13 protein-coding genes are annotated in these 18,694 nt (G+C 42.1%); 11 read left to right on the top strand and 2 right to left on the bottom strand.

The genetic code is table 11. The annotated features are described in order from the left end of the window. The first annotated feature begins 34 nt into the window (after nucleotides 1–34). The 11 genes from CK503_RS02110 to CK503_RS02060 all read left to right on the top strand — a co-directional run bounded on the left by CK503_RS02110 (nucleotide 35) and on the right by CK503_RS02060 (nucleotide 16,688). Nucleotides 35–2,002, top strand: coding sequence for a glycoside hydrolase family 127 protein (locus CK503_RS02110; protein WP_095605116.1), 1,968 nt, complete (start codon nucleotides 35–37; stop codon nucleotides 2,000–2,002). Nucleotides 2,003–2,064: 62 nt separating this feature from the next. Next, entirely contained in the window at nucleotides 2,065–3,663 is a 1,599-nt protein-coding gene (locus CK503_RS02105; RefSeq protein ID WP_176466183.1) for an alpha-N-arabinofuranosidase, read from the top strand. An 83-nt stretch (nucleotides 3,664–3,746) separates the two neighbouring features. Then, nucleotides 3,747–5,348: an arabinan endo-1,5-alpha-L-arabinosidase gene (locus tag CK503_RS02100; RefSeq protein ID WP_095605115.1), complete on the top strand. Its 1,602-nt coding sequence runs from the start codon at nucleotides 3,747–3,749 to the stop codon at nucleotides 5,346–5,348. An 8-nt stretch (nucleotides 5,349–5,356) separates the two neighbouring features. Beyond that, a complete protein-coding gene (locus tag CK503_RS02095) occupies nucleotides 5,357–7,324 on the top strand; it encodes a glycoside hydrolase family 97 protein (RefSeq protein ID WP_095605188.1) in 1,968 nt (655 codons plus the stop codon). A 12-nt stretch (nucleotides 7,325–7,336) separates the two neighbouring features. Next, nucleotides 7,337–8,494 carry an aldose epimerase family protein gene (locus CK503_RS02090; RefSeq protein ID WP_217988302.1) on the top strand — a complete coding sequence of 386 codons (1,158 nt, stop codon included), beginning with the start codon at nucleotides 7,337–7,339 and terminating at the stop codon, nucleotides 8,492–8,494. Nucleotides 8,495–8,535: 41 nt separating this feature from the next. Then, nucleotides 8,536–10,080 carry an alpha-N-arabinofuranosidase gene (locus CK503_RS02085; RefSeq protein ID WP_095605186.1) on the top strand — a complete coding sequence of 515 codons (1,545 nt, stop codon included), beginning with the start codon at nucleotides 8,536–8,538 and terminating at the stop codon, nucleotides 10,078–10,080. A 59-nt stretch (nucleotides 10,081–10,139) separates the two neighbouring features. Then, nucleotides 10,140–10,844, top strand: coding sequence for an NUDIX hydrolase (locus CK503_RS02080; protein WP_095605114.1), 705 nt, complete (start codon nucleotides 10,140–10,142; stop codon nucleotides 10,842–10,844). Between the two features lie 125 nt (nucleotides 10,845–10,969). Continuing rightward, entirely contained in the window at nucleotides 10,970–12,658 is a 1,689-nt protein-coding gene (locus tag CK503_RS02075; protein WP_095605113.1) for a ribulokinase, read from the top strand. A 16-nt stretch (nucleotides 12,659–12,674) separates the two neighbouring features. Further along, the gene (locus CK503_RS02070) at nucleotides 12,675–13,379 is read left to right on the top strand and encodes an L-ribulose-5-phosphate 4-epimerase (protein ID WP_095605112.1); all 705 of its coding nucleotides are present in this window, start codon (nucleotides 12,675–12,677) and stop codon (nucleotides 13,377–13,379) included. Between the two features lie 30 nt (nucleotides 13,380–13,409). Next, nucleotides 13,410–14,810: an L-fucose/L-arabinose isomerase family protein gene (locus tag CK503_RS02065; protein WP_095605111.1), complete on the top strand. Its 1,401-nt coding sequence runs from the start codon at nucleotides 13,410–13,412 to the stop codon at nucleotides 14,808–14,810. A gap of 129 nt (nucleotides 14,811–14,939) precedes the next feature. Then, nucleotides 14,940–16,688: a sodium:solute symporter gene (locus CK503_RS02060; protein WP_095605110.1), complete on the top strand. Its 1,749-nt coding sequence runs from the start codon at nucleotides 14,940–14,942 to the stop codon at nucleotides 16,686–16,688. A 114-nt stretch (nucleotides 16,689–16,802) separates the two neighbouring features. Here CK503_RS02060 and CK503_RS02055 read toward each other — a convergent pair whose 3' ends face one another. Both CK503_RS02055 and CK503_RS02050 read right to left on the bottom strand, forming a co-directional pair. Next, nucleotides 16,803–17,462 carry an HAD family hydrolase gene (locus CK503_RS02055; protein ID WP_095605109.1) on the bottom strand — a complete coding sequence of 220 codons (660 nt, stop codon included), beginning with the start codon at nucleotides 17,460–17,462 and terminating at the stop codon, nucleotides 16,803–16,805. A 132-nt stretch (nucleotides 17,463–17,594) separates the two neighbouring features. Further along, complete coding sequence (locus CK503_RS02050) at nucleotides 17,595–18,677, bottom strand: arabinan endo-1,5-alpha-L-arabinosidase (RefSeq protein WP_217988300.1); 1,083 nt, start codon at nucleotides 18,675–18,677, stop codon at nucleotides 17,595–17,597. Nucleotides 18,678–18,694 lie beyond the last annotated feature (17 nt).

Genomic DNA, 18,694 nt, shown 5'->3' with positions numbered 1-18,694 from the left:
GTGTTACTAAATACCAATGGCCGAGCGAAATTAGATGGTAGGGAAAGAAATGCTTTTTAATTTTCATTTATATCAGCTTTTAAAGTACCGATGGCTCAGGGTTTTACTTGTAGCTGCAATTATTATGGTGAGTGCTGATGTTTCTAAAGGGCAAAACAGTAATGAGCCAGTTAAGTTGAATACTTTTTCGCTTGGTGATGTACAGTTGCTGGATAGTCCTTTCAAGAAAGCGATGGAACTCGATGGAAGATATTTGTTAAAACTTGAGGCTGACCGGCTATTGGCTCCGTATTTGAAAGAAGCTGGGCTGGATCCCAAGGGTGAAAGCTATGGCGGTTGGGAGAAACAGGGCGAAATAGGAGAGGGGCTCGATGGTCATTCGCTTGGTCATTATTTATCGGCCTTGTCAATGATATATGCTTCTACCGGGCGTCAGGTTTATGGGGATCGATTGAATTATGTAGTGGATGAATTAGAACGAGTCCAAAAAGCTAACCCGACAGACTATATTGGAGGGGTACCCAATGGAGAAAAAATATTGAATGAAGTTCAATCGGGTGATATCAAAGCCGAACCGTTTGCGCTCAACGGTAGTTGGGTTCCGTGGTACAATTTGCATAAACTCTTTGCAGGATTGCGCGATGCCTATCGTCATGCCGAAAATCAACAAGCGTTGGATGTTCTAATTAAGCTCTCTGACTGGACCGTTGAGTGGGCAAATGATCTTTCTGATGAGCAATTCCAGGAAATGTTGCAGACTGAGCATGGTGGTATGAAAGAGGTAATGGCTGATTTATATGCGATTACGAATGACCGGAAATACCTCAACCTGTCAGAGCGATTTACACATTACGCTATTGAAGATCCGTTGGCTAAAAAACAAGATCAGCTCGAGGGATTACATGCAAATACCCAAATCCCCAAAATAATTGGCGCAGCGCGTCATTACGAGGTTTCCGGGAACGAAAAGATGCGAGATATCTCTACCTTTTTTTGGGAGATAGTAGTAAATAATCGGACCTACGCCAATGGAGGCAATAGTGATCACGAGCACTTTGGATCTAAAGAAGGTATTATTTCGGAAGAATTATCACAGGCCAGCTCTGAAACATGCAATACCTATAACATGCTTAAGCTCACGCGTCACTTGAGTCAGTGGAAAGCAGACTCTCGATATGCTGATTACTATGAGCGTGCCCTGTATAATCATATTCTGGCTTCTCAGGACCCTCAAACCGGGATGTTTGCCTATTATATTAATATGGAACCGGGCTTTTATAAGACATTTAGCAAGCCCTTTGATTCGTTTTGGTGTTGTGTGGGTAGTGGGATGGAAAACCATACTAAGTACGGTCGCTATATTTATATGCATAGTAATGATGATCTTTATGTGAATTTATTTATTCCCTCGGAATTGGATTGGAAGGCTCAGGGCGTGACGATACAGCAGGAGACAGATTTTCCGGAGTCAGAGAAGAGTTCATTTACTATTAGCACCGAGACACCCCAAAAATTTAACATGAAAATCCGCCGTCCATATTGGACTAAAGATGGCGTTGAAATTCATGTTAACGGAAACAAAGTAAAAACATCGGAGCAATCCGGATATATTGGAATTGAAAAAACATGGAAGAATGGTGATGAATTAACAATAAGTCTGCCAATGGAATTACATACCGAGTCTTTAAGCGGTGATGATCAGGTTACATTTTTATATGGACCTATTTTATTAGCTGGTATCGTTGGTGAAGAAGTTCCGATTCAGGGACAATATGCCGGGAGTGAACAATACGAATTCTTTGACTTACCTACGGTAGATGTACCAACGTTGAATCCAAAAAATGAGGAAGTACAGGAATGGGTTAAATCCGAAGAAAAACCGTTACAGTTTGAATTAACTGGTGTTGGTGAAGCATCTGGGATTCAGCTTGCACCATTTTACGAAGTAAACCACGATTACTATACCATCTATTGGAATCTGAACAAAAATTCGGTTGAATGACAGGTTTATCAGCTTATAAACAACCTGTATCCACTGCAAATATTAATAAGAGATCAAATATTATGAAAAGGTTGAACTATATAGTTGTTGCTGGGCTGGGACTATTTATTTTTGCTGTAATGACACAGCCGATGAAGGCGCAAAATGCACGTATTAAAATTGATGTGGACCGTATTGTTGGAGAAGTTGATTCTCTAATCTATGGTAATTTCCTGGAGCATTTGGGACGAGCGGTTTATAGCGGCGCATATGATCCGGATTCTCCTCTTGCTGATGAGGATGGGTTCCGTAAAGATGTGATTCAGGCGGCGAAAGATCTCAATGTAACACAGTTGCGCTATCCGGGCGGTAATTTTGTTTCTAACTATCATTGGCAGGATGGGGTGGGTTCCGACCGAGTTCCCCGAATGGAGTTGGCCTGGGGACGATTGGAAAGCAATGAGTTTGGGACGAATGAATTTATGCAGTTTACGAATAAAATTGGGGCTAAGCCCTATTTCGCGGTGAATATGGGAACCGGAACAATGACTGAAGCCCAACGCTGGGTGGAATACACGAATGTTGAAGAGGGACCGTATTATGCGGAACTCCGCAAGAAACATGGTTACGAAGAACCCTGGAATATCAAATATTGGAGCTTGGGTAATGAGATGGACGGTTTTTGGCAGATTGGTCACCTTAATGCCGAAGATTATGCCAAAAAAGCCCGTGAGACAGCCAAAGTGATGCAGCTGACTGACCCAGCTATTAGTTTGATTGCTGCCGGTGCATCTAACTTTCGTCCTGATGCCAATCCTATGCACTGGAACCGTGTAGTGCTCGAAGAATTAAAGAATGTTGTTGATTACCTCGCGCTGCATATTTACGTCGGTAATCCCGATAATAATTACTATAACTTTTTGTCCACTCCATTGGTGCTCGAAGAGCGTACAGAACTTGTAGAGGGACTTATTCGTGAAATCATGAGTCGTGCTGATCGCGGTGATCGCCCTTCGATCAAAATTGCGTGGGATGAATGGAATGTCTGGTATCGCGCGCGGGCCGGAGAATCGATGAGTGGTGAACGTGCGCTTGAGGAGCGGTATAATCTTGAGGATGCGCTGGTTGTTGCTGGATTTTTGAATGCTTTTGTCCGTAATGCTGATATCGTCAAGATGGCCAACATGGCTCAGTTAGTGAATGTGATTGCGCCCATGTACACCAATGAAAATGACATGTTTAAGCAGACGATTTATTATCCGCTACAACTTTTTTCCGAACATACCTATGGTACGGCACTGGATGTGTATGTGGATTCCGAGACCTACGACACCGAGCGATTTTTTGTTGGCCTGGGTGAATCCCAAACACAGCAGAGTGATGTTCCATACTTAGATGTATCGGCCTCATATAAAGATAATGGCGAAGTGATTATCAACGTGGTAAACCGACATAAGGATAAGGCAATTACCACTGATATTATTTCTCAGAAAGGAAAATTCACCGGTGGTTTTAAAGTGTACGAAGTGAATGGACCAGATGTGAAAGCGCAAAATAACTTTGAGGAAACGAATGTAGAGACCGAAGAAAAATCCTCTATTCAGGCCGATGGTTCAAAGGTGACCTATTCTTTTCCGGCTCACTCCTACACGTTAATCAAAGGAAAAATAACAACCGATTAAATTAGTATGGAATGGATATTAAAGTCGAACCCCTATTCGAACGTCGAAACTTGAGATAATTCATTGACTAAATGTGCAAGAAAATGAAATTTCTTAAATTGGCTCTTATTGGATTATGCTCGCTCAGTCTATTGACAGGATGTGGCGATAATTCAACGGGAGTAGAAAATGGTGGAGAGGATAATGGTGAATCAGAAGAAGAAACAGAATCTTTTGATGGGCCGACTTATTCGGATGATTATACCTCCCGATCTACATGGTCGGATCGCGACGAGTGGAATCTCGCAAATGTACATGATCCCACGGTAGTAAAGGATGGGGACTATTTTTATATGTATCAAACGAACGCATCGTATGGGGATGTCCATCAGGGACATGGGAACTACCCATACCGTCGTTCAAAAGATTTAGTGAACTGGGAGTATCAAGGAGCAGCATTTTCGGAAGTACATTCGTGGGTAAAAGATTCGTTGAACAATATACGGGCTGATATGGAGCGGCCTCCCATTGAAAATCCAAATTATGGGTTTTGGGCACCTCATATCACAAAAGTGGAGGATACTTTTCGAATGTATTACAGCGTAATTATTGATAATCCTATTGAAGGAGATGATCCGAGCGCATCGTGGACAGAGCGGGCATTTATAGGATTGGCAGAATCCAAAGATCTTTCTTCCAATAACTGGGAGGACAAAGGCATGGTTATCCATTCTATTGCTGATGGTGAAGAAACTTATGATCGTGATGGAGAGGATGATTGGAGTGCTTATTTTAAGTTTAATGCCATCGATCCTTCGTATGTGACTACACCTGAAGGAGAACATTGGTTGATTTACGGATCATGGCACTCAGGCATAGCCGCGGTTCAAGTTGATCCGGAAACCGGTAAGCCGTACGCACTTAATGAGGTGGATGACTATGGGATAAGAATAGCGGGGCGTGGAAATGTGAGTACTAACAGGTGGCAAGCTCTCGAAGCCGCGGAAATTATCTACAACGAAAAAACCGGTTATTACTATTTATTCTTGGCTTATGATGAATTATCAGTAGCCTATAATACCCGTGTAGTAAGATCAGAAAATATTACAGGCCCTTATTATGGTATTGATGGAAATAATATAACTAATGGTGCCGAAGCATGGCCAATAGTAACACATCCGTATAAATTTGACGGGCATTATGGATGGGTAGGAATTTCTCACCCTTCAATATTCCAAGATCCTGAATCCGGGAAGTGGTTTTATTCCTCACAGGGTCGTTTGCCTCCCAATATATCTGGTATCAATGCTTCCAATGCTGTAATGATGGGACACGTTCGCGAAATATACTGGACAGAAGAAGGTTGGCCTGTGGTTGCACCAGAACGTTATGCCGATGTGCCCGAAAGTAATATTACGAAGGAAGATATTGTGGGAACCTGGGAGGAGATTAATCTGGAATATCAATATCAAACGATGCAAAGCTCTTATGATGTAATTTTTAATGAAGATAATACGCTGGGAGGTGGATTGGAAGGCACTTGGTCGTATGATGAAGAGTCCAATACACTGACAGTCAATGATACTCAACTTAATGTTGATAATGCCTGGGATTGGGAAGCCTCCCCACGGGTTACAACCATAACCTATGCTGGTTTGTCTTCTAACGGACGCTCAATTTGGGGCAAAAAAGTTTCGGATAATTAATAATGAATATGAATGTGATAAGATTTTATAGCCGTAAATACTTATTTCTACTGGTTATTACTTCAGTTGTGATCTCTTGCACGAATGGAGATCAAGCAGTACAGAGTCCAGATTCAAATATTGAAATCAAATTTGAACTTACTGAAGAAGGTCAGCCAACTTATTCTATTTGGCACCAAGGGGCAGAAGTTTTAGGTCGATCCCAATTAGGGATGATTCGTGAAGATATCGACTTTTCTCGCAATATGAGCTTGAAATCGGTATCGGATCCGGCAGAAGTTACGGAAACCTATTCATTGCTTCACGGTAAGCAAAAAGAAATTACTTACGAAGCAACAGAGCAAACTTATCACTTGCAACATCAATCCGGGGCCCCTTTGGATATTACCTTTCGTGTTTCTGATGACGGCGTGGCGTTTCGCTATCACTTTCCAGGAACGAGCGAAGAAATCCATCACATAACAGAAGAAAAGACCTCTTTTAATTTCCCGGATAACAGCCGGGCATGGTTCGAACCGCTGGCAAATGTAAATACCGGTTTTGCTGAGACTAATCCCTCGTACGAAGAATATTACGTACAAGATGTGGAAGTGGGAACATCTGCTCCCGATAGTGCAGGCTGGGCCTATCCGGCGCTGTTTAAAACGGGGGAAACCTGGATGCTGGTTTCTGAGTCGGGTATAAATGGTAGCTATCCGGCTACGCGATTACAGCCGGAATCTCCTCAAGGGATCTATCAAGTTGGCTTTCCGCAGGAGGGAGAACAATTTCCGGGCAAAGCCCTTGGTCCTCAATCTGCGCTTCCGTGGACTACACCTTGGCGTATCATTGCAATCGGTGATTTAAAAACCATTACAGAATCTACATTGGGAACAGATTTAGCAAATGACTCTCAAATAGCAGATACTTCCTGGATTGAACCGGGAAGTGCCTCATGGAGTTGGGCTAAACTCAAGGATGAGTCCGTTAATTATGAGGATCAAAAACGTTTTATCGATTATGCCGCGGATATGGGTTGGAAATACACATTGGTGGATGTGAACTGGGATCAAAATATTGGCTATGATAAGATGGTGGATCTTGTTGACTACGCCGATAGCAAAAATGTTGAACTTTTTCTCTGGTATAATTCATCGGGAAGCTGGAACACGACCGATTTTGCGCCTAAAAGTCAATTACTTACCCATGAAGATCGTGTTGAAGAATTTAGCAGAATTCGTGAGATGGGTATTGCTGGAATTAAGGTCGATTTCTTTGCTGGTGATGGTCAGTCGATGATGCAGTATTATATCGATATTTTTAAAGATGCGGCTGATCACAATTTGCTGGTTAATACGCATGGCACTACTTTGCCCCGTGGCTGGCACCGAACATGGCCTAATCTTATGACTATGGAATCGGTTAGGGGATTTGAATTCATCACTTTTGAGCAGGAAAATGCTGATAAAACTGCTAACCACAATGCTATGCTACCGTTTACACGCAATGTTTTTAGTCCGATGGATTATACGCCCATGAGTTTGACTGAATTATTTAATGTGGAACGTAAAACTACAAGTGCTCATGAGTTGGCGCTGCCTGTGCTGTTTACTTCTGGTGTTCAGCATTATGCCGAAACTGCACGTGGAATGGAGAAAATACCAACTTATGTCAAGGAATTTGTTAAGCAAATTCCTGTGGCATGGGATGAAATGCATTTTATCGAAGGTTTTCCCGGTGAATATGTTGTTATTGCCCGCAGATCGGGCAATAAGTGGTTTGTAGCAGGAATAAACGGGGAGGAAACCCCTAAAGAAATAACCGCAGATTTGTCCTTTATTGCTGAAAAATTTAATGGGGGTATGATTAAAGACGGGGCCTCTCAGTTTACGTTTTCACGAAAAGAAGTGGCGCCTTCTGATGACCTAAAAATAACAATGAAAGGCAATGGGGGGTTTGTTGCCTTATTCACTCAAGAAAATAAAACTAATAACTAATCTACTATACAAATGACTACAACATTATTTTATCAACAGGAGATGATCTCACTCTTTAGCCTGATATTTTCCATCAGTTTACTGTCGGTGCTGGTAGCAGGTTGCTCAAGTCCACAGACAGAAACAGTCGAAAAGGTAACTATCGAGGAGGAACCGTTTGGTACACTCGATGATGGAAGGAAGGTTTCTCTTTTTACCTTAACCAATGCCAAAGATATGGAAGTTGAGATCACCAATTACGGAGGAATTGTGACAGCTATTAATACTCCAGATAAAGACGGTAATATAGATAATGTAGTGCTGGGATTTGAGACACTTGATAAATACCTCGAAGGAACCCCTTATTTTGGAGCTATTGTGGGACGTTACGGTAATCGTATAGAGGATGGCACTTTCACAATTGACGGTACTGAGTATAAACTGGCTACCAATGATGGCGATAATCACTTGCATGGTGGAGAAGAGGGATTTGATAAAAAACTCTGGGATGCTGATATGCAGGATGATGGCTCGCTTCGGTTAACCTATTTGAGTGAGGATGGCGAAGAAGTTTATCCGGGAAATTTGGAAGTGGAAGTGGTGTATTCATTGACAAATGATAATGAGTTAAAAATAGAATATGAGGCAACGACCGATAAGGCAACGCCAGTGAACTTGACGAATCATAGCTATTTTAATCTTAGCAGTCAGCCAGATAGCACTATTCTGGACCATAACTTGATGATTAATGCTGATCAATACACACCAGTTAATGATGAATTGATACCCACCGGCGAATTAGCAGAAGTAGAAGGTACGCCATTTAATTTTACGAGTCCGCACGAGATTGGGGCACGAATCAATGAAGTAGAAGGGGGATACGATCATAACTGGGTATTGAATCGTTCTGAAGGTGATTCTTTATTCCATGCCGCCACGCTTTTTCATAAAGAGAGTGGTCGAGAAATGAAAGTGTTTACCGAAGAGCCGGGCATACAATTTTATTCCGGAAATTTTCTGGATGGTAGTTTAGAAGGGCCTGAAGGTACATCATATATACAACATGCAGCACTTTGTCTGGAGACTCAGCATTTTCCGAATTCTCCCAATGAACCGGAATTTCCCTCAACAATAATAGAACCTGGTGAAACCTATAAGACCACAACCGTTTATCAGTTTTCAACCCGATAACTTATTAATTTAAAAATAAATTTATAATGAAATTACTTGATATGAAAAAGCTATTGTTAATGTTATCCATGGCTTTGTTGGTGGGTTGTTTTACAGCTGAAGCCCAAAACAGTATGGTTATTACAGCTGATCAACCACAGAGTACAATTAGTGAACACATTTATGGTCAATTTTCCGAACATTTGGGCACGGGAATGTATGGCGGTTTATGGGTTGGTGAGGACTCTGATATCCCCAACACCGATGGTTTTCGGGATGATGTAATAGAAGCTCTAAAAGAATTACAAATCCCCAATATTCGCTGGCCCGGCGGTTGTTTTGCTGACGAATACCATTGGAGAGATGGTATTGGTCCCCGAGATGAACGTCCCGTTCGTATTAACACGCACTGGGGCATGGTTGAGGAAAAAAATCAGGTAGGGATCCATGAGTTTATGCGCCTCACCGAATTGATTGACAGTGAGCCTTATATTTCTGCCAATGTGGGCAGTGGCACGCCTAAAGAAATGGCAAACTGGATTGAATATATGACTTATGACGGTAATAGCACGCTGGCCAATATGCGTCGCGAAAATGGTCAGGAAGAGGCCTGGGAAGTAAAATTCTGGGGCATTGGCAACGAAAGCTGGGGTTGTGGTGGAAATATGCAGGCTGATTATTATGCCGACCTATACCGCCGATATGCAACCTTTGCCAAAGATTACAGTGGCAATGAGCTCTTTAAAATTGCCAGTGGTTTTTCTGATGACAGGTATGAGTGGACCGAAACAGTTGTAGAGGAGGCCGGTTACCAGATGGATGCCATTTCTCTCCATTATTATACCTTGCCAACCGGTGAGTGGCAGAAAAAGGGTCCTTCGAAAGACTTCGGTGAAGATATGTATTTTTCTACCCTCAAACAGGGACTTATGATGGATGAATATGTGACTCGTCATTCCACTCGCATGGATAAATATGATCCTGAAAAGCGTATTACTTTGGCTGTGGATGAATGGGGCGTTTGGACTGATCCGATTGAAGGTAGTAACCCCGGATTTTTGCAGCAGCAGAATTCTATTAGGGATGCCTTAGTGGCTTCGACCACACTCGATATTTTGAATAAGCACAGCGATCGGGTACGTATTGCTAACATTGCTCAAACCGTAAATGTGCTGCAGGCGATGGTACTTACTGATGGTGATCAAATGTTGAAAACACCGACCTATCACGTTTTTGATTTTTATACCGTACATCATAATACGAAACTTTTGCCGCTGCACCTGAATGCCGAGCAGTACGAATATGAAAGCGAAAGCATTCCGACGGTAAGTGCCACAGCTTCTAAAAGTGATGATGGGACGGTAAATCTTACGGTCACTAATTTGCATGCTTCCGAATTGCAGGAGGTTACAGCTGATATCCGAGGTATTGATTTGTCATCGGTAAGTGAGGCCCGTATTCTTACTGCGGATGCAGTTGATGCGATTAATACTTTTGACAATCCCGATAACGTATCACCGCAGGACTACACAGATTATGATCTCAAAGAAGGTGAGTTGACGTTGCGCATTCCCTCAAAATCTGTTATCGTCTTACGCATCCGATAAAATTAAAGTTTAAGGCGTTGCGGGAATACGCCTGCAACGCTGTAATCAAGTGTTTTTTCATGGGAAATTATTATAAAGATCACGACCGAATACTTGTAGCACTGGATTGTATAATTTTTGGATTTGATCGTAATGGACTTAAGCTGTTGCTTATTAAAAGAGATTTCGAACCCGAGAAGGGTAGCTGGTCGCTTATGGGCGGGTTTTTAAACCGGGATGAGAGTCTCGAAGATGCCGCCGATCGTATTCTTCATAAACTAACGGGACTTGAAAATGTTTATCTTGAACAACTCTATGGCTTTGGAGAAGTGGATCGTGATCCTGTTGAGCGAACGGTTTCCATTGCGTATTACGCACTGATTAATATTCATGAGCATGACAAGGAGTTGATGGATAAATATAGTGCCCGTTGGTTCCCGATTGATGATTTACCGGATCTTATTTTTGACCATAACGAAATGGTTGAAGCCGCTAAATCACGGCTTCGGTATAGGGCCTCTCATGAGCCGGTAGGTTTTGAGCTATTACCCGAAAAATTTACCATGCCCGAGCTACAGATTTTGTATGAAGGCATTTATGAAACCGAGCTCGATAAACGAAATTTTCGTCGTCGTATTTTATCTATGAATATTTTGACAAAAACCGACGAGAAACAGAAGAAATATTCCAAGAAGGGAGCCTATTTTTATAGGTTCAACGAAGATAAATACGAGGAAAAAGTTGATAAGGGAGATAATCTTACCTTTAAACCCATAAAACTGTAGTAAAACTTTGAACTTTGGCTAACTATAGGGATTATTGTACGCAAAAATATAAAGTGTATTTTTAACAACTAATATTTTATTGGCTCAAAGATTAAAAAATTGAAGTTAAAGAAAGGAAAAAGAAGATGAGTTCTGATAACAATTGTGTAATTGGTATTGATTATGGTACGGATTCGGTACGCTCGGTTTTGGTCGATACCGAAGGAAATCAGCTTGCGGAAGCTGTACACCATTATTCACGCTGGAAAGAAGGGATGTATTGCAGTCCCACACAAAATCAGTTTCGCCACCATCCGCTGGATTATCTTGAAGGGTTGGAAAATACCTTAAGTAATGTGTTGCAAAAGGTGGACAATGAAACTGCAGCCAAAGTGAAAGGTATTGCTGTTGATACGACCGGTTCTACGCCGGTTGCAGTAGATAAAACTGGTAAGCCATTAGCGCTTACAGATGAATATGCAGAGAATCCCAATGCCATGTTTATTCTCTGGAAAGATCATACAGCCGTGAATGAGGCCGAGGAAATTACAAAACTTGCACGATCGTGGGATGGACCTGATTATACGAAATATGTAGGTGGGATTTATTCTTCTGAATGGTTTTGGGCTAAAATTTTGCATACCATCCGCAATGATGAGAATATTTGCAATGCAGCTTACTCTTGGGTTGAGCTTTGCGATTGGATTCCCTACGAACTCACGGGTGGTGATGATGTAAATGAGATGAAACGAAGTCGTTGCGCAGCCGGTCACAAGGCTATGTGGCACGAAGAATTCGATGGGTTGCCGAGCAAAGAATACCTTTCGAAATTAGATCCCGATCTTGCCGACCTTCGAGATCGATTGTTTGACGATACGTATACTTCAGATCAGCCGGCGGGAACGTTGTCAACAGAATGGGCTCAAAAGCTTGGTTTATCGGAAGAGGTAGTTGTATCAGTGGGGGCGTTTGATGCTCACATGGGAGCGGTAGGGGGCGAAATTGAGCCCTACTTTTTAAGCAGGGTTATGGGTACTTCTACCTGTGATATTTTGGTTGCTCCTTATGAAGACGTGCAAGATAATCTTGTAAAGGGTATCTGTGGACAGGTTGATGGCTCGGTTATTCCCGGTATGGTCGGACTTGAAGCCGGACAATCCGCTTTTGGGGATGTTTATGCGTGGTTTCGAGATGTGATTCTTGGTCCCTTTACCCAAGTCGTCGAAAATTCTGACCTCCTTTCTGAAGGCCAAAAAAAGCAATTGGTAGATGAAGCAGAAGAAAAACTGATTCCGCAATTATCAGAAGCCGCAGCCGAAGTCGAAGAAGTTGATACGGGCATTGTAGCTCTTGATTGGCTGAACGGACGGCGTACGCCGGATGCTAACCAACTTTTAAAAAGTTCTATTGAAGGCTTGGATCTTGGTAGTGATGCGGGACGTATTTTCAAGGCTCTTGTTGAAGCTACCTGTTTTGGAGCCAAGGCTATAGTTGAGCGGTTTCGGGATGAAGGTATTCGTATAGAAGGAATAATAGGTTTGGGAGGTGTTGCCAAAAAGTCTCCTTATGTAATGCAAACGCTGGCAAATGTGCTTGATATGCCGATCAAAATTGCTAAATCAGATCAGGTTTGTGCAACAGGGGCAGCTATGTTTGCAGCGACAGCAGCCGGTTTGTTTACTGATGTAAATAAGGCCAAGAATGCTATGGGAAAGGGATTTGGAAAGATCTATGAACCGAATCCAGATAAAACCGAACAATATCAGACATTGTATAAGCAGTATAAATCATTGGGACAGACTATAGAGAAACGTATACAAGACAAACATAAGTAAATCGATTATTAGAATAATGAGTGAATTTCAGGAATTAAAAGAAATTGCCTATCGCAGTAACATGCGGCTTCCGGAGCTGGGATTAGTACTCTTCACCTTCGGCAATGCCAGTACAGCAGATCATAAACGCGAAGTTTTTGCCATCAAGCCGAGTGGGGTTCCTTATGATGAATTAAAGGTCGATGATATTGTGATCGTCGATTTTAACGGTAATGTAGTAGAAGGAGATATGCGTCCCTCTTCGGATACCGAAACACATGCCGTTTTGTATAAACATTGGGAAAACATTGGTGGAATTGTCCATACACATTCGACCTATGGTACGGCTTGGGCGCAGGCACAAAAAGATATCCCGATTATGGGGACGACCCATGCCGACCATTTGACGCATGATATCCCGTGTGCTCCACCGATGAGCGATGAGATGATAGAAGGTGACTATGAAGAGCAAACGGGTCATCAAATTATTAATGCCCTGGATGCCCGGGAATTGTCATATGAAGAAGTAGAGATGATTTTGGTTGGTAATCATGCGCCATTTACATGGGGAAAAACTGCTGAAAAAGCAGTTTATAATAGTGCGGTACTTGAGGAGGTAGCAAAGATGACATATTTGGCGCGACAAATAAATCCCGATGCTCCACGATTAAAAGATACGCTTATTAAAAAGCATTGGGAACGGAAACACGGAGATGACGCATACTACGGACAAGAAAATTAATTAACACTTAAATTTTAGAATTATCTACAAATGATTGAACAGCGAAAACCTCGAATAGGCCTTTTGGGTATCATGCAGGAATTATACGATGATGATATCCCGGGTATAACAGAACACCAAGAAAAATATGCCCGAGAGGTCTGCGAACAACTAAGTGATGTAGCTGAGTGGGACTTTCCTCGCGCAGCCCGAAATCGTGATGATATTGAAGAAATCCTTGGTGGTTTTAACCACAAAAATCTGGATGGTGTGATGATTGTCATGCTCACCTACGGGCCGGCAATGCGAACTGTTCGTGCATTACAGAAAAATAACCTTCCCCTGTTGTTAGCTAATATTCAACCGGTTTCTGAAGTCACAACCGATTGGGATATGGATGATTTGACTTACAATCAGGGTATTCATGGGGCACAGGATATGGCAAATGCAATTCTGCGAACCTGTGGCAATAACTTCGAAGTAATTTCTGCTGATTGGAAGAGTGATGAGTTTGAGAATTATGTTGCAGATTGGGCAAGTGCAGCTCAGGCAGCATCCGAATTAAGAAAAATGAAGATTGCCTCCATCGGGAAAATGCATGGCATGGGAGATACTCTTTCTGATGAGGCGGCTTTTACCCGCATCATCGGTCCCGAAGTTAATCGGGAATATATGGGGCAAGTATTTCGAAATATGGAAACCATTTCTAAAGACGAAGTCGAAAAGCAGATGGCGGTGGATCGTAAGCGTTTTGATGTAGATGATGATATGCCCGATAAAAATTTCCGCTATGCTGTTCGGATGTATCTTGGGTTTAAAAAGTTTTTGGAAGAAGGAAATTACCGTGGCTTTTCAGCCCACTTTGATACGTTTAAAGGAGATGGGCGTTTTGAGCAAATTAATATGTTAGCAGCATCGAACCTGATGGCCGAAGGCTATGGTTACGCTGCCGAAGGAGATACTAATACAGCCAGTATGGTAGCAGCGGGGCATATATTGGGTGGTGATGCCCACTTTACCGAGATGTATGCTATGGATTTTAAGCGTAAGTCCATGCTCATGAGTCATATGGGAGAAGGAAACTGGAAAGTAGCCCGAAAAGATGAACCTGTACGTCTGGCTAACCGTGAGTTGGGAATAGGGGATTTGAATAACCCACCAACAACGGTGTTTCGTGTTGAACCGGGTCCTGCAACTATTGTGTCATTAGTACACCTTGAAGGAGAGGAGTTTCGATTGGTGGTAGCACAGGGTGAGGTATTAGATTCTCAGAAATATCCCACCATAGAAATGCCGTATTTCCATTTTAAACCAGATTCAGGAGTGCGGGACTGCAACGATGCGTGGCTTAAAGCAGGGGGGACCCATCATCAAACCCTTCTTTTGGGTGACCAAAGACAGAAATGGAAGATGCTTTGTAACATTCTCGGGATTGAATATATCGAAGTTTGATAATTTATCCTGTTTGAGTGATGGTCAACATGTTTTAAAGTTGGCCATCTTGCTTGAAGAACTAACTATACTTTCAGGTATTTGTATACAATAAAATGCTAATCAAAACTATCTACATAGGAGCTTTTTATGGGAACTTTAGCGGCAATTGATTGGATTGTCATTGGGTTGTATTTCTTGTTGATCGCAGGATTGGCCTGGTGGGTTATAAAACAAAAAACAGATACAACGACCGATTATTTTCTTGCCGGTCGCCATTTGGGCTGGATTATTGTCGGAACGTCAATATTTGCTTCCAATATTGGTTCTGAGCATCTGGTAGGGCTTACCGGAACGGGGGCCACGGATGGTGTGGCAATGGCGCATTACGAGTTGCACGCCTGGTGTTTGCTAATTCTGGGATGGGTGATGTTACCATTTTATATTCGGTCACGTGTTTTTACGATGCCCGAATTTCTCGAAAAACGGTTTTCTCCCATGGCTCGGACAGTACTTTCGGGAGTGTCACTTTTGGCATATGTGCTTACTAAAATTGCTGTTGGTATTTTTGCCGGGGGGATCGTATTCAGCGTGCTCATGCCTGAACTTTCTTTTATGGGAATGAATAGTTTTTGGCTTGGTTCCGTACTTGTTATTGTATTTACCGGACTATATACGGTTTTGGGAGGTCTCCGAGCAGTAGCGTACACCGAGGCCGTGCAGACATTGGTCCTTATTTTTGGATCGGTAATGGTACTTTATTACGGTTTAGATGCTATCGGCGGGTGGAATCGCCTTGTTGAGGTTGCTGGTCCCGAGATGTTTGACTTATGGAAACCGATTGTACCTGAAGGCACCGAAGCGACTTGGGCTCCCGTGATGGGAGATGGCAAAATGGCTTGGTATTTTAACAGTAATTATCCTTGGCTGGGGATGTTGTTTGCTGCACCTATTGTTGGGTTATGGTACTGGACTACCGATCAATATATTGTTCAGCGTGCTTTAGGTGCTCCCAATGAAAAAGAAGGTCGGCGGGGAACTATTGCGGCTGCTTTTTTGAAGCTGTTACCGGTATTTTTATTTATCATTCCCGGGATTATTGCTTTTGCATTGGCGAAATCTGGAGATTTAGCGATCATGCAGCAAGAACTGCTAAATGAACAAGGGAAAATTATCAATCAAAATGCCCAAGCTTCTTTCCCGCTGTTGGTAGCCCATATTTTGCCTGTAGGAATTCGGGGTATTGTTGTTGCAGGATTATTAGCTGCTTTAATGAGTTCATTAGCCGGTGTGTTTAATGCTTCATCTACGCTATTTACAATGGACTTTTACAGTAAATTTAAACCCGATGCATCTGAAGAACACCTTGTGTTGATGGGGCGTCTTGCTACTGTTGTAATGGTTATCATTGGTTTGCTTTGGATTCCAGTAATTCAAGGAAGCCGTGGACTATATGATTACTTACAAGGGGTACAGGCATATTTGGCACCACCTATATTTGTGGTCTTTTTCTTTGGGATCTTTTTTAAAAGGCTCAACAAACAAGGGGCACTATGGGCACTGTTTATAGGGTTATTTCTGGGTATATTTCGGTTAGCAGTAGATACGCCCGTAATGTTAGGAGATATGACGTACGCAGAAGGATCCTTCTTTTGGATTATTAATAATATCTTCTTCCAATATTATAGCCTGTTTATTTTCTTAACCTGTATTGCAGTAATGTTTGGTGTGAGCTATGCCACAGATCCTCCAAAATATGAGAAAATTTCGGGGCTTACATACGGTACGCTTACCGAGGAAGACAAACGAAAATCCCGTGAAAGTTGGAATTGGGTGGATGTAACGCTATCTGTATTACTGGTAGCCGTAATTGGATTCATTTACATTTATTTCAGCTGAAAAAGAATCCTATAAATGTTAAAAGGCTCACTAATCATTGATTAGTGAGCCTTTTTTAAATAGCTAAACTCGAAGAAACTTTACTTTAGTTATTACATAAGCTTTATGAGGAGATCAAGCTAATAACATTTGCGTTATATGTTTTGGCTCAAACCCCACAAAGTTTTCAATAACCATAGTACAAGGTGATAATTCTTCGTTTGTGTGAGTGGTAGTTACTCCAATTACATTGGCTCCTGCCTTTCTACCAGCGGACACTCCTGAAACCGAATCCTCAAAAACAATACAATTTGTAGGCTTTTTGCCGAGCGCTTTTGCAGCTTTAAGATACACTTCTGGATGGGGCTTTCCGGATGTTACATGGGAGGAATCAAGAACAGTTTCAAAATAGTCGGTCAAGAAAAGACGAGAAAGAATATAATCGGCGTTTTCTCTTGGCGCGGAGGTTGCCACTGCCATTGAAATATTCTTTTTTTCAAGCTTCTCTAAGAATTCATGAATTCCTTCAACGATATGATCTTCTGGGGTAAACATATCACGAAACAGCTGCTCTTTTTCGTCAGCCAGTTTCTTGAGCCTATCATCACTTATTTTTCCAAAAAGTTCGGGAATCCACTCTTTATTCGTGCGCCCATATAAGCGATTTTCAAGAAAGGTTTTGGAAACATCCTGATTGTGTTTTTCGCAAAATATCTGGATGGTTTTTTTATGTGCAGGGTTACTGTCAACAATTACGCCATCCATATCAAAAATTACGCCGGGAGTATTAGACATTGTAGTTAGATTAGTGATTGTATAAGCTATTCGAATAGATTTTTGACATCAATTTATGGAGAAAGTACAACTCTAAAGCACAAGAATAGGTTCCCTGCAAAAATAGAGTCCGGATTAAAAAAAATTAAATACTTATAGTGAAATATCGGGCCATCCCTCATTCCATTTTATTTTTCGGATGATCAACTTAGCTTTTCCCTCATCGGATTTATCATAACCGTGAAAGATCAGGTAATCAGTACCATCAAAGGTATAAGCAGCTTGATGCCCTACCGCAGCCCAATCCTCGTTACCTTTTGCGATGAGTGTTCCACCTCCATGAATTAACTTTTCACCGGATTTATCAAGGTAGGGGCCGGTGATATCTTTGGAACGCCCCACTTTAATTTTGTAAGAGCTATTTAGGCCACGACAGCAACGGTCCATCGATACAAAGAGGTAGTAGTAGCCGTTTTTCTTAAAGACGAAAGGGGCTTCTACAGCTCCATTTTCCATATTCTTGTTGGCTTCGAGCAGATCTTCGGAATACAACTTTTCATAATCCAACTCGGGATTGGCAGCATCACCGGCATCGCGCTCATCTACTTTCCAGTGGCGGTGACGGGCGGCAATAGTGTGCCATTCCTGCTCTTGAGGTGCCTCGACCACTTCTGTTAGGTTATCTTTTAGTTTAACGATTTTCAATCCCATCCAAAAAGAACCAAATGTAAGCCAAGGGGTACCGTTATCGTCGAATGCCAGGTTAGGGTCTATCGCGTTCCACATATCACGGCCGGGCACAGATTGTACAACTATTCCGTGATCGTCCCATCCAAATTCGGGATCATCTGGATTCAAGGTCTCGTTAGTTGCAACTCCGATCGCTGAATTATTACGTCCAAATTGGGATACTGAATAATAAAGATAAAAAGTGCCGTTATACTCAGCGATATCCGGTGCCCAAATTACATTGTCAAAATCTGGGACAAGATCGAAACTCCACTCCGGTGCTTGTTCAAAAACAGGTTTCTCAGCAGTCCACTCTTTCATATTGGGAGAAGACCACACTGCAATACCTTTTCCGGTTCCAAAGGCGTAATAGGTGCCATCATCTTCAATCATAACAGGGTCATGTATAGGAATCTGCTCATGATCAAATTGCGCTTGTGCCGGTATCGATATCATTAAAAAGAAAAGAAAGGAACCGAGTACAAATAGAATGTTTGTGACTTTCATAATTGATGAGATTAATT

It is taken from the genome of Fodinibius salipaludis, assembly GCF_002287075.1.
Classification (GTDB): Bacteria; Bacteroidota; Rhodothermia; order Balneolales; family Balneolaceae; genus Fodinibius; species Fodinibius salipaludis.
This window is presented reverse-complemented; position numbering and strand designations above follow the sequence as displayed.